The 12,692-nt window shown below is 69.7% G+C and carries 10 protein-coding genes; 7 read left to right on the forward strand and 3 right to left on the reverse strand.

Going from position 1 to position 12,692, the window contains the following annotated elements; all coding sequences use genetic code 11:
- Nucleotides 1-112: 112 nt before the first annotated feature.
- From lhpI to M8R19_RS19205, 3 genes are all read left to right on the forward strand, one after another.
- The gene (lhpI, locus tag M8R19_RS19195; protein WP_249918619.1) at nucleotides 113-1,045 is read left to right on the forward strand and encodes a bifunctional Delta(1)-pyrroline-2-carboxylate/Delta(1)-piperideine-2-carboxylate reductase; all 933 of its coding nucleotides are present in this window, start codon (nucleotides 113-115) and stop codon (nucleotides 1,043-1,045) included.
- Nucleotides 1,046-1,402: 357 nt separating this feature from the next.
- Complete coding sequence (locus M8R19_RS19200; protein ID WP_009613404.1) at nucleotides 1,403-2,164, forward strand: SDR family oxidoreductase; 762 nt, start codon at nucleotides 1,403-1,405, stop codon at nucleotides 2,162-2,164.
- Nucleotides 2,165-2,549: 385 nt separating this feature from the next.
- Nucleotides 2,550-3,278: a GntR family transcriptional regulator gene (locus M8R19_RS19205; protein ID WP_069862412.1), complete on the forward strand. Its 729-nt coding sequence runs from the start codon at nucleotides 2,550-2,552 to the stop codon at nucleotides 3,276-3,278.
- Between the two features lie 206 nt (nucleotides 3,279-3,484).
- Here M8R19_RS19205 and M8R19_RS19210 read toward each other — a convergent pair whose 3' ends face one another.
- Both M8R19_RS19210 and M8R19_RS19215 read right to left on the reverse strand, forming a co-directional pair.
- Nucleotides 3,485-4,429, reverse strand: coding sequence for a PDR/VanB family oxidoreductase (locus M8R19_RS19210; protein ID WP_249918620.1), 945 nt, complete (start codon nucleotides 4,427-4,429; stop codon nucleotides 3,485-3,487).
- A gap of 51 nt (nucleotides 4,430-4,480) precedes the next feature.
- Nucleotides 4,481-5,539: a Rieske 2Fe-2S domain-containing protein gene (locus M8R19_RS19215; RefSeq protein ID WP_116424251.1), complete on the reverse strand. Its 1,059-nt coding sequence runs from the start codon at nucleotides 5,537-5,539 to the stop codon at nucleotides 4,481-4,483.
- A gap of 335 nt (nucleotides 5,540-5,874) precedes the next feature.
- Here M8R19_RS19215 and M8R19_RS19220 point away from each other — a divergent pair, with 335 nt between their 5' ends.
- Nucleotides 5,875-7,200, forward strand: coding sequence for an MFS transporter (locus M8R19_RS19220; RefSeq protein WP_249918621.1), 1,326 nt, complete (start codon nucleotides 5,875-5,877; stop codon nucleotides 7,198-7,200).
- A gap of 7 nt (nucleotides 7,201-7,207) precedes the next feature.
- Here the strand turns inward: M8R19_RS19220 and M8R19_RS19225 are convergent, their stop codons facing one another.
- Complete coding sequence (locus M8R19_RS19225; protein ID WP_116424253.1) at nucleotides 7,208-8,104, reverse strand: LysR family transcriptional regulator; 897 nt, start codon at nucleotides 8,102-8,104, stop codon at nucleotides 7,208-7,210.
- A gap of 109 nt (nucleotides 8,105-8,213) precedes the next feature.
- On the opposite strand from M8R19_RS19225, the gene mdlC reads away from it, so the two are divergent.
- The 3 genes from mdlC to M8R19_RS19240 all read left to right on the forward strand — a co-directional run bounded on the left by mdlC (nucleotide 8,214) and on the right by M8R19_RS19240 (nucleotide 12,679).
- Nucleotides 8,214-9,800: a benzoylformate decarboxylase gene (gene mdlC, locus M8R19_RS19230; RefSeq protein WP_249918622.1), complete on the forward strand. Its 1,587-nt coding sequence runs from the start codon at nucleotides 8,214-8,216 to the stop codon at nucleotides 9,798-9,800.
- Between the two features lie 63 nt (nucleotides 9,801-9,863).
- On the forward strand, nucleotides 9,864-11,201 hold the full coding sequence (locus tag M8R19_RS19235; protein WP_249918623.1) for an MFS transporter: 1,338 nt from the start codon (nucleotides 9,864-9,866) through the stop codon (nucleotides 11,199-11,201).
- Nucleotides 11,202-11,215: 14 nt separating this feature from the next.
- Nucleotides 11,216-12,679, forward strand: coding sequence for an aldehyde dehydrogenase family protein (locus M8R19_RS19240; RefSeq protein WP_249918624.1), 1,464 nt, complete (start codon nucleotides 11,216-11,218; stop codon nucleotides 12,677-12,679).
- Nucleotides 12,680-12,692: the final 13 nt, after the last annotated feature.

A 12,692-nucleotide genomic window follows, 5' to 3' on the forward strand; every position in this document is an offset into this window, starting at 1 on the left:
TCGTAGGAGCGAGCTTGCTCGCGAACCCTTCTCGCCGGAAAAGCTTCGCGAGCAAGAACTAGGCGTCCCCCTCGCTCCTACAAGGGCTCACCTGACTTTATGGGGAGTCTCCATGCACGATGTCCGTTTCCTCACCAACGCCGACGTCGCCGAGCGCCTGGCTTATCCACAACTGATCGAAGCCCTGCGCCAGGGCCTGGCCGGCGCCTGCGAGGCGCCGGTGCGCGGCTGCCATGCGCTGCCCGGCGACGCCACGCTGTTGACCATGCCGGTGTGGCGCCCAGGGCAGGACATCGGCGTCAAGCTGGTCACCGTGTTCCCCGGCAACGGCGCGCGCGGCCTGCCGGCGGTGGCGGCGCTGTTCTGCCTGTTCGACGGTGTCGACGGCCGCCCGCTGGCGCTGCTCGAAGCCTCCGAACTTACCGCCCGGCGCACCGCCTGCACCTCGGCCCTGGCGGCGGACCACCTGGCCCGGCGCGATGCCGAGCGCCTGCTCATCGTCGGCAGCGGCACCCTGGCGCCGCACATGGTGCGCGCCCATTGCGCGGTGCGTGACTACACCGACGTCGCCATCTGGGGCCGGCACCCGTCCAAGGTCGCCGCGTTGGTCGAGCGCCTGGCCGGCGAAGGCTACCCGGTGCGCGCCTGCGAAGACCTCGCCGCAGGCGTGGCCGCGGCCGACACCATCAGCTGTGTGACCACCTCCCGCGAGCCGCTGGTGCGCGGCGAATGGCTGAGCCCCGGCACCCACCTCGACCTGGTCGGCGCCTTCCTGCCGAGCATGCGCGAGACCGACAGCGAAGCCGTGCGCCGCGCGCGCATCGTCGTCGACACCCGCGAAGGCGCGCTGGAGGAAGCCGGCGACCTGCTGATTCCCCTGGCCGAGGGTGCCATCGCCGAATCGGCCATCCACACCCAGCTCGGCGACCTGCTGCAGGGCCGGGGGCTGCGCCGCGACGACCAGGAAATCACCCTGTTCAAATCGGTCGGCTACGCCCTGGAAGACCTGATCGCCGCGCGCCTGCTGGTGGAGCAGGGCGGCTAGCGGGTTGTCCACGGAATCTGTTGGGCAAACTGTGGATAAGCTTGGGAAAGCTGCTCCCGGCCCAGGCGCGCCGTGGGTTGCGCAGCACTGCCTGAATACTGACCAGGGGCATGGCGCAAGCCGCGAAACATCTGGGCTTCTGCGCCCGTGGCAGGCGCTCGCCAGGTATTCGGGAAAACCGCTGCCGGCTGTGGAACAGCCTGTGGAAAACCTGGGGGAAAACCTCTCCGTCCCGCGTCCCTGGGCGCCTGCCGAACTGTTCGGCCATTGTGGACGGCCGCTGTAGCGCTGGCCGGCGGGGCAGGGCTGCTATCCTGCGAAGTCCGACAGAAAAACCGCCAGCAGAGGAATTGGCCCATGACTCCCACCCTGTTCATCACCGGAGCCACCTCCGGCTTCGGCGAAGCCTGCGCCCGCCGTTTCGCCCGCGACGGCTGGTCGCTGGTGATCACCGGCCGCCGCGAAGACCGCCTGCAGGCCCTGGCCAAGGAGCTGTCCGCCCAGGCCGAAGTCCTGCCGCTCACCCTCGACGTGCGCGACCGCGCCGCCGTGGCCCGCGCCGTGGACAACCTGCCGGCCGGCTTCGACAAGCTGCGCGCGCTGATCAACAACGCCGGCCTGGCCCTGGGCGCCGACCCGGCGCAGGAGTGCGACCTGGACGACTGGGACACCATGGTCGACACCAACATCAAGGGCCTGATGTACTGCACCCGCCTGCTGCTGCCCCGGCTGATCGCCCACGGCCGCGGCGCCAGCATCCTCAACCTCGGCTCGGTGGCCGGCCAGTGGCCGTACCCCGGCAGCCACGTCTACGGCGCCACCAAGGCCTTCGTCGAACAATTCTCCCTGAGCCTGCGCTGCGACTTGCAGGGCACCGGCGTGCGCGTCAGCAACCTGGAACCGGGCCTGTGCGAAAGCGAGTTCTCCCTGGTGCGCTTCGGCGGCGACCAGGCCCGCTACGACAAGACCTACGCCGGCACCGAGGCACTGCAGCCCGAAGACATCGCCGAGACCATCCACTGGATCGTCAACCAGCCGCCGCACATCAACATCAACAGCCTGGAGATCATGCCGGTGAGTCAGGCCTGGGCGGGGTTCTCGGTGCATCGCAAGGGGTGAGGAGCGCGGGCTCTTGTAGGAGCGAGGGGGACGCCTAGTTCTTGCTCGCGAACGGAGTTTTCCGGCGATTCCTCTGCGTTGGCTTGACTCCGCTCCCTCTCCCTAACCCTCTCCCTGAAGGGAGAGGGGACCGTTCGGAGCGCTTGGATGTTCTGGAGTTCGCCGGATGCTGTGACGCCCGGCTGAAGCCTTGCTTTCAGCCGGCACGGACAAGCCCCCTCTCCCTTCAGGGCGGGGCGCGCAGCCGAGGGCTGGGGAGAGGGGACCGGGGTTGGGGCCAGCTGCGCAGCTGCCGGGTAACGCCATTCGCGAGCAAGCTCGCTCCTACGAAAAGCACCACGCCGCGTTATCATCCGCCAACTCCTCCGCCACAAGAGCCCCCTCGATGAGCAAACCAGGCCAACGCGTGCTGGCTGAACTGCGCAAGATGATCGCCTCCGGCGAACTGGCCGCCGGCGAGCGCATCGTCGAGATTCCCACCGCCGAGCGCCTGCAGGTTTCGCGCATGCCGGTGCGTATGGCGTTGCGCGTGCTGGAGCAGGAGGGGCTGCTGGTCAAGGCCGGCAACCGTGGCTATACGGTGCGCGAGGTCACCGAGGACGACATCGCCGGCGCCGTGGAGGTACGCGGCGTGCTGGAAGGGCTGGCAGCGCGCCAGGCGGCCGAGCGCGGTATCTCCGAGCAGACGCGGGCGCAGCTTCAGCAATGCCTGGACGAAGGCGACCGCATCTTCGAAAAGGGCCACGTGCTGCCCGAGGACCTGGAGGCCTACCACAGCCTCAACATGCGCTTTCACCAGGCGATCATCGAGGCCAGCGGCAACCGCGCCATCGCCGAGGCCCTGGCGCGCAACGACCACCTGCCGTTCGCCTCGGTCAGCTCGCTGGCGGTGGACCGCGACAACCTGCCCCGCGAATACCAGCGCTTCAACTTCGCCCACATGCAGCACCACGCCGCCTACGACGCCCTGGTCAACGGCCAGGGCGCCCGCGCCGAGGCGATCATGCGCGAGCATGCCAACGCTACCCTGCGCTACGCCGAATACTTCCACCCGCCGCGCGAGGGGGTGGCGGTGTTGAAGAAGTCCGTGGCGGGGGAAAGAGAGCGGTCGTAGGACCATGGTTCTGCCGGCCGCGCCGAGGCGCTCTGCGTAGGATGGGTTGAGCCTGCGAAACCCATGCGGTCGCGGTGATGGGTATCGCTTCGCTCAACCCATCCTACGGGGCGGTGTGTTTGCCTGAGGGTGTAGGAGCGCGCCCTGCGCGCGATTCGCGGGCAGGGCCCGCTCCTACACGGGAAACTCCCCAAGCAATCCCACCCCTACAGATCCAACACCAACCGCGAACTCCGCGACCGCGAACAGCAAGGCGTGAACTGATCATTGGCAGCCTGCTCATCCTCGGTCAGGTACTGGTCACGATGCTCCGGCACCCCCTCCAGCACCCGCGTCAGGCAGGTACCACAGATACCCTGCTCACACGCCACCTGCACCTCCACGCCGACGCACCGCAGCGCCTCCACCACACTCTGCCCATCCTCCACGCGCACCACCTGCCCGCTGCTCGCCAGCTGCACCTCGAAGGCTTCCCCGCCCACGTCCGGTTCGGCTCCAAAGTACTCGCGATGCAGGCGCGACTCGTCCCAGCCCAGGGCACGCGCACTGTCCAGCACGTGCTCCATGAAGCCCGCCGGGCCGCAGGTGTACAGCTGCGCATCGCCCGCCTGCGCCGCCAGCAGCGCGGCTACATCGAGGCGCCGCGCCAGCTCGCCATTATCGAAGTGGCAATGCACGCGGGTGGCGAACGCGGACTGCGCCAGGTACTCGACGAAGGCCGCCTGCTGCGCCGAGCGCGCGCAGTAGTGCAGCTCGAAGTCGGCGCCGCTGCGCGAAAGCTGCTCGGCCATGCTCAGCAGCGGGGTGATGCCGATGCCGCCGGCCAGCAGCAGACGTCGCCCCGGGCCTTCGGCGAGGGGGAAGAGGTTGCGTGGTTCGCCTATGCGCAACGGCTGGCCGGCCTGCAGTTCGTGCACCGCGCGGGAGCCGCCGCGCGAGTCGGCGCAGCGCAGCACGGCGATGCGGTAGCGGTGGGTTTCCTCCGGCGCGTTGCACAGCGAGTACTGGCGCACCAGTCCGCCCGGCAGGTGCAGGTCGATGTGCGCGCCGGCGCTGAAGGCGGGCAGGGGGCTGGCGTCGGGGCGGGCCAGTTCGAGGCTGAGGATGTCCGGGGTTTCCCGCTGCACGCGGGTGATGACGACGTCTAGCACGGTGGCGGTCTCACGCTTGGCCGGCCTCGCGGGCCGGCTCTGGAATGGGGCTCAGGCGCTGGCGATGAGCGCGGCGGCGGGTTGCTGTTGCTCGGCCGCGCAGAGGCGTTCGAGGATGCGCCGCGACTGCACGCCGCCGGCGTCGATGTTGAGCTTCAGCAGTTGCCGTTGCGGGTAGCGCAGCAGGTTCTGCTGCTGCTGTTCGAGCATCTCCAGGTCCTCGCCGAAGATCTTCCCCTGGCCCTCGCGGATGGTCGCGGTGAGCGCCTCATCCTGCGGCTGGAAGTTGCGCGCCATGCCCCAGAAGTACCAGATGGAGGTCTCTGTCTCGGGGGTGATGAAGTCGACCACGATGCTCGCCGCCTTGTGCTGCGCCGGGGCGTGGTAGCCGCCGTGGCCGGCGTGGGCCACGCCCACTTCGATCAGCACGTGGCTGGGCGGGGTGAAGCGGCAGATCTGCCAGCGGTCCACCGGCACGTCGTCGGCCAGGCCGTTGCCGCGCAGGGCCAGGCGCCAGAATGGCGGGGCCATGACGTTTTCCATGTGCCGTTCGGTGATCACCTCATCGCCTTCCACGCGGGTCTTCGGCGCGGCTTCATCGATCTCCTTCTGGCCGATGCTGTTGGCGTGCACGTAGGTCTCGTGGGTCAGGTCCATGAGGTTGTCGATCATCAGCCGGTAGTCGCACTGGATGTGGTACAGGCCGCCGCCGTAGGCCCAGTCCGGGTTGTCGGCCCATTCCAGGTGGTGGATCAGCGCCGGGTCGGCCTGCGCGGCGTCGCCCGGCCACACCCAGATGAAGCCGTAGCGCTCTTCCACGGCGAACTTGCGGATCGCCGGGAAGCCGCGCACGCGCTGGCCGGGCATGGACTCGGTGTGGCCTTCGCAGCCCATGGCCAGGCCGTGGTAGCCGCAGATCAGCTTGCCGTCCTCGACGAAGCCCAGCGACAGCGGCGCGCCGCGGTGCGGGCAGAAGTCCTCCAGCGCCGCCACGCGGCCTTCGGGGCCGCGGTAGAAGACCATCTTTTCGCCACAGACCTGCCGGCCCAGGGGCTTCTCGGCGATCTCGTCGGGGGTGCAGGCGACGTACCAGGCGTTCTTCGGGAACATGGGGCGATCCTCATCTTGTGGTTTTTATTGGATCCAATGGTTGGCTTCGTGCGGAAGGCCTGTCAACTGTAGTGGTCGAAAAATAATCAGTTCGATAACCGAACGAATTCCATGTTCAGGATGAAGGCTCTGATAAATAGGGGTTCTGGCATCGTAAAGGCTGTGGGCTCTGTAGATTCCGTCAGTCCATTCCGTGTTTTTGGGATCCAATAGGGCTTGTTTTCGGGATCCACTGCTGCCAGGGTGTGCGCCACCAACGCCTCCACAACAAGAACAAGAGGAACCCGCCATGCCGTGCGCCCATTCCCGAACCTCCGTCCGCCGGAGGTGCGCCCATGAATCGTGACCTGCGCCATGCCCTCGACCAGGGCCCGATGAACCGCTTCCAGTGGACGGCCATCGGCATCTGCATCCTGCTCAACATGATCGACGGCTTCGACGTGCTGGTGATGGCCTTCACCGCCGCCTCGGTCTCCGCCGAGTGGAGCCTGAACGGCGCCCAGGTCGGCCTGCTGCTCAGCGCCGGGCTGTTCGGCATGGCCGCCGGCTCGCTGTTCATCGCCCCGCGCGCCGACCGCTTCGGGCGCCGCCCGCTGATCCTCTTCTGCCTGCTGCTGTGCGGCCTTGGCATGCTGTGCTCGGCCCTGGCCCAGAGCCCGATGCAACTGGCCCTGCTGCGCGGCTTCACCGGCCTGGGCATCGGCGGCATCCTCGCCAGCAGCAACGTGATCGCCGCCGAATACGCCAACCGCCGTTGGCGCCCCCTGGCGGTCAGCCTGCAGTCCACCGGTTACGCCCTGGGCGCCACCTTCGGCGGGCTGCTGGCGGTGTGGCTGATCGGCCACTGGGGCTGGCGCTCGGTGTTCCTGGCCGGCGGCCTGATCTCCCTGGCGGCCATCCCGTTGGTGCTGGCGGGCCTGCCCGAGTCGCTGGACTTCCTTCTCGCCCGCCGCCCGGCCAACGCCCTGGCGCGGGTCAACGGCCTGGCCCGGCGCCTGGGTCTGGGCAGCCTGGATGCGCTGCCCGAAGCCCGCTCGCGCGAGGCCTCCGGCGTGGCGATGCTGCAGCTGCTGGCCCCCACGCTGCGCCGCTCGACGCTGCTGATCTGGCTGCTGTTCTTCCTCGCCATGTTCGGCTTCTACTTCATCATGAGCTGGACGCCCAAGCTGCTCACCGCCGCCGGCCTCACCGCGCAGCAGGGCATCACCGGCGGCGTGCTGCTGAGCATCGGCGGCATCTTCGGCGCCGCCCTGGTCGGCGCGCTCTCGGCGCGCGTGCCGCTGGCGCGGGTGCTGCAGGGCTTCATGCTGGTCACCGCCGCGCTGCTGGTGCTGTTCCTCGGCTCGGCCTCGTCACTGGCTGCCGCGCTCGGCCTGGGGCTGTTCATTGGGCTGTTCGCCAACGGCTGCATCGCCGGGCTCTACGCGCTGTCGCCGCTGATCTACCCGGCCTGCGTGCGCGCCACCGGGGTGGGCTGGGCGATCGGAGTGGGCCGCCTGGGCGCCATTCTTTCGCCCACCGTGGCCGGGCTGCTGCTGGACGGCGGCTGGCAACCGCTGCACCTGTACGGCGTGTTCGCCGTGGTCTTCGCCGCCGCCGCCCTGGTGCTGCTGGGCCTGCGCCCGGCGGCGCCGGCCGGCGAGCCGCTGGCCGCGCACTGAGGACGCCTCAATGCTGCCCTTCGAGGATCGCGTCGGCGATGGCGTTGCGGAACCACTCCAGCGCCGCCGACTGCTCGCTGCTCGCGCGCCAGTGCAGGGACACCTCGAACGCCGGCACGGCGAAGGGCAGTTCGAGCATCTTCAGCCCGCCCTCGGCGACGAACATGCGGGCGATCTGCGCCGGCAGGATGGTCAGCAGGTCGGTGCCGGGGATGATCTTCGGCAGCACCGAGAAGTGCGGCACGCGCAGGGCGATGCGGCGCTCCAGCTTCATCGCCTGGAGCACGTCCTCGGCGATGCCGTGGCCGGAGGTGCGCGTCACCACCACGTGGCGTTCGGCGAGGTAGCCGGCCAGCTCCAGGCGTTCGCCGATGCGCGGGTGGTCGGCGCTGAGCAGGCACACGTAGCGCTCCTGGATCAGCACCCGGCTGCGGCTGCCGGGCACCGCCTGGCGGCAGATGGCGGTGTCCACCTTGCCGCTGGCCAGCCAGTCGCCCACCTCGTCGACCTGCAGCGGCAGCACTTCCACCTCGGCCAGCGGCGCCTCGCGGTTCAGCCGCGCCAGGATCAGCGGCAGGAAGCCCAGCTCGCCCAGGTCCGACAGGGCGATGCGGAAGCGCCGTTCGGTGGTGGCCGGGTCGAACTGGCGGGTGCTCTGCACCGCGCCCTCGATGCGCGTCAGCGCCTCGCGCAGGGTGGCGTACAGCTGCTCGGCGACGAAGGTCGGCTGGATGCCGTCGCGGCTGCGGCTGAACAGCGGGTCGTCGAACAGCTCGCGCAGCCGCGCCAGGGCGTAGCTCACCGAGGGCTGGGTGACGAACAGGCGCTCGGCGGCGGCCGTCACGCTACCGGCCTCGTAGAGGGTGACGAAGGTGCGGATCAGGTTGAGGTCGATCTGGGCCATGGCAGTCACATAGATGGTTTTTATTTTCTATAGAAAGACTATCGATTTGATCGATTATCAGGCCGCTGCGACAGTAGCGCAAACCCAAGAACGAGCCTGAAGGGCCAGCATGAAAACCGTCCATTGCGCCTCCTACGACATCCTCCGTCGCCACGGCCTGACCACCATCTTCGGCAACCCCGGTTCCAACGAGCTGCCGTTCCTCAAGGACTTCCCCGCGGACTTCCGCTACATCCTCGGCCTGCACGAAGGCGCGGTGGTCGGCATGGCCGACGGCTTCGCCCTGGCCAGCGGCAGGCCGGCCTTCGTCAACCTGCACGCCGCCGCCGGCACCGGCAACGGCATGGGCGCGCTGACCAACGCCTGGTACAGCCACAGCCCGCTGGTGATCAGCGCCGGCCAGCAGGTGCGCTCGATGATCGGCGTGGAGGCCATGCTGGCCAACGTCGAGGCGCCGCAGCTGCCCAAGCCGCTGGTGAAGTGGAGCGCCGAACCGGCCTGCGCCCAGGACGTGCCGCGCGCGCTGAGCCAGGCCATCCACATGGCGAACCTGGCGCCCAAGGCCCCGGTGTACCTGTCGATTCCCTACGACGATTGGGCGCAGCCGGCGCCGGCCGGCGTCGAGCACCTGGCCGCGCGCAACGTGGCCAGCGCCGGGCTGCCTTCGCCGGCGCAACTGGGCGAACTGGCCGGGCGCCTGTCGCGGGCGAGCAACCCGGTGCTGGTGCTGGGGCCGGACGTCGACGGTGCCCGCGCCAACCCGCTGGCCGTGCAACTGGCGGAGAAGCTGCGCATGCCGGCCTGGATCGCACCGTCTGCCTCGCGCTGCCCGTTCCCCACCCGCCACCCGTGCTTCCGCGGCGTGCTGCCGGCGGCCATCGCCGGCATCTCGCAACGGCTGGCCGGGCATGACCTGATCCTGGTGGTAGGCGCCCCGGTGTTCCGCTACCACCAGTTCGCCCCGGGCGACTACCTGCCCGCCGGCGCCGAGCTGGTGCACATCACCTGCGACCCCGGCGAGGCCGCCCGCGCACCCATGGGCGATGCCCTGGTCGGCGACATCTTCCTCACCCTCGAAGCCCTGGTGGAGTCGGTTCGCCCCAGCGCGCGGCCGATGCCCGAAGCCCTGCCACGCCCGGCGCCCCGCGCCGCCGAAGCGGGCCCGCTGCACCCGGAAACGGTGTTCGACGTGATCGACGAGCAGGCCCCGGACGACGCCATCTTCGTCAAGGAATCCACCTCCACCGTGACCGCCTTCTGGCAGCGCGTGCAGATGCGTGAGCCGGGCAGCTACTTCTTCCCGGCCGCCGGCGGCCTGGGCTTCGGCCTACCGGCGGCGGTGGGCGTGCAACTGGCGCAACCGCAGCGCAGGGTGATCGGCATCATCGGCGACGGCTCGGCCAACTACGGCATCACCGCGCTCTGGACCGCCGCGCAGTACCGCATCCCGGCGGTGTTCATCATCCTCAAGAACGGCACCTACGGCGCGCTGCGCTGGTTCGCCGGGGTGCTCGACGTGCCCGACGCCCCGGGCCTGGACGTGCCCGGTCTGGACTTCTGCCAGCTCGGCCGCGGCTACGGCGTGCGCTCGGTGCAGGCGGCCGACGCCGCCAGCCTGCGCGCGGAACTGGCCCGCGCCCTGGCCGGCGACGAGCCGGTGCTGATCGAGGTGCCCACCCTGACCATCGAACCCTGACGCGTGCGCGCCCTGCCTGGGGCGCCTCCCGCTACACCCACAGAAAAATAACAAGAGGTGGTTATGCACAAGACGACAGTCGCGGCGGTGATCGACGCCGCCCGCTTCAACCGCACCCACTGGCTGATCCTCGCCTGGGGCTGCTTCATCATGCTGTTCGACGGCTACGACATGGTGGTCTACGGCTCGGTGGTGCCGCGCCTGATGCACGAGTGGCAGCTCAGCCCGGTGCAGGCCGGCACCCTGGGCAGCTGCGCGCTGTTCGGCATGCTCTTCGGCGGCACCCTGCTGGCGCCCCTGGCCGACCGCTTCGGCCGGCGCCGCCTGGTGATCCTGATGACCTTGCTGGCGAGCCTCGCTGCCTTCCTTACCGGGCATGCGCGCAACCCGCTGGAGCTGGGCGTCTGCCGCTTCGGCACCGGCCTTGCGCTGGGCGCCCTGGTGCCCAGCGCGGTCAACCTGATCAGCGAGTTCGCCCCGGCCGGGCGCCGCGCCACGCTGATCACCGTGATGTCCAGCTTCTATTCTGTGGGCGCGGTGCTTTCGGCGCTGGTCGGCATTGCGCTGATCCCGCAGTGGGGCTGGCAGTCGGTGTTCTACGTCGCCGTGCTGCCGGTGCTGAGCGTACCGCTGATGCTGCGCTACCTGCCGGAATCGGCGGCGTTCCTCGAACTCAAGGGCCGACGCGGCGAACTCGATGCGCTGTTGGCCAAGGTCGAGCCGAACTACCGTGCGGGGACCGAACTGGCGATCGCCAGGCCCCATGCCGACGCGGACAAGGCGCGCCTGCCGCAGCTGTTCGCCGGCGGCCAGGCGCTGGGCACGCTGCTGCTGTGGCTCGGCTTCGCCATGTGCATGCTGATGAGCTACGGCCTCAACACCTGGCTGCCGAAGCTGATGGCCAACGGCGGCTACCCGCTGACCTCCAGCCTGGTGTTCCTCGTCACCCTCAACGTCGGCGCCACCCTCGGCGCGCTCTTCGGCGGCTGGCTGGCCGACCGCCTCGGCACCCAGCGCACGCTGGTGCTGTTCTTCGCCCTGGCCGCGGCCTCGCTGGCGGCGCTGGGCATCAACCCCGGCCCCTGGCTGCTCAACGCCCTGCTGGTGATCGCCGGCGCCACCACCATCGGCACCCTGGCGGTGATCCACGCCTACGCTTCGCAGTTCTACCCGGCCCACGTGCGCTCCACCGGGGTCGGCTGGGCCGCCGGCATCGGCCGCCTCGGCGCCATCGCCGGGCCCATGCTCGGCGGCAGCCTGCTGGCCCTGGAGCTGCCGTTCCAGGAGAACTTCCTGGCCTTCGCCCTGCCCGGCGTCATCGGCGCGTTGGCCATCGGCTTCATCCGCGTGCGTCCGCGCGACGCCGGCGCGGCCTTCGCCGCCCCGGAAAAATCCGTTTGATCAGGAGAACGTCCATGACCGCTTACACCGACTTCCACCTGCAATCCCTCGCCGGCGAATGGCGCACCGGCAGCGCCGGCAAGGTGCTGCGCGACAGCAACCCCTACGATGGCAGCCTGCTGGCGGAAATCCCCCAGGCCAGCCGCGAGGACCTGGATGCCACCTACCGCAAGGCCGCCGAAGCGCAGCCGGCCTGGGCCGCGCTGCCGCCGGCGGAACGCGCCGCGCTGCTCCACCGGGTGGTGGAGGTGTTCGACCGGCGCCGCGAGGAGATCATCGACTGGATCATCCGCGAGTCCGGCAGCACCCGTCTGAAGGCCACCCTGGAATGGGGTGCGGCGCGCGGCATCACCCTGGAGTCGGCGTCCTTCCCCAGCCGCGTGCACGGGCGCATCGTCGACTCCAACATCCCCGGCAAGGAAAGCCGCGTGTACCGCAGCGCCATCGGCGTGGTCGGCGTCATCAGCCCGTGGAACTTCCCGCTGCACCTCACCCAGCGCTCGCTGGCCCCGGCCCTGGCGCTGGGCAACGCGGTGGTGGTCAAGCCGGCCAGCGACACCCCGGTGTGCGGCGGCCTGCTGCTGGCGCGCATCTTCGAGGAAGCCGGTTTGCCGGCCGGGGTGCTCGGCGTGGTGGTCGGCGCCGGCAGCGAGATCGGCGATGCCTTCGTCGAGCACCCGGTGCCGGGCCTGGTGACCTTCACCGGCTCCACCCCGGTGGGGCGCAACATCGGGCGCATCGCCAGCGGCGGCGCGCACCTCAAGCACGTGGCTCTGGAGCTGGGCGGCAACAGCCCCTTCGTGGTGCTGGAGGACGCCGACCTGGAGCAGGCGGTGAACGCCGCGGTGTTCGGCAAGTTCCTGCACCAGGGGCAGATCTGCATGGCGATCAACCGCATCATCGTGGTCGACGCGCTGTACGACGCCTTCGCCGCACGCTTCGTCGAGCGCGTGAAGCAGGTGAAGGTCGGCGACCCGCAGTCGATGGAGACCGCGGTGGGCCCGATCATCAACCATCGCCAGCTCGAAGGCCTGCTGGAGAAGGTCGCCCTGGCCCGCCGCGAAGGCGCCAGGCCGCTGTACGAAGGCGGCGTGCAGGGCCAACTGCTGGCGCCCCACGTCTACGGCGAAGTCGGCCCGGACATGGAGATCGCCCGCGACGAAATCTTCGGCCCGCTGATCGGCCTGCTGCGCGCCCGCGACGAGGCCCACGCCCTGGAGCTGGCCAACGCCAGCGAGTACGGCCTTTCCAGCGCCGTGTTCACCCGCGACCTGGAACGCGGCGTGGCCTTCGCCCGAAAGGTCCGCGCGGGCATGACCCACGTGAACGACATCCCGGTCAACGACGAGGCCAACGCGCCCTTCGGCGGCGAGAAGAACTCCGGCCTGGGCCGCTTCAACGGCGACTGGGCGATAGACGAATTCACCCGCGACCACTGGGTGAGCGTGCAACGGGAGGCGCGCCACTACCCGTTCTGATCGCCTAACCGGT

This window comes from Pseudomonas sp. R3.Fl, from assembly GCF_023516765.1.
In the GTDB taxonomy this organism is placed as follows: Bacteria; Pseudomonadota; Gammaproteobacteria; order Pseudomonadales; family Pseudomonadaceae; genus Pseudomonas; species Pseudomonas citronellolis.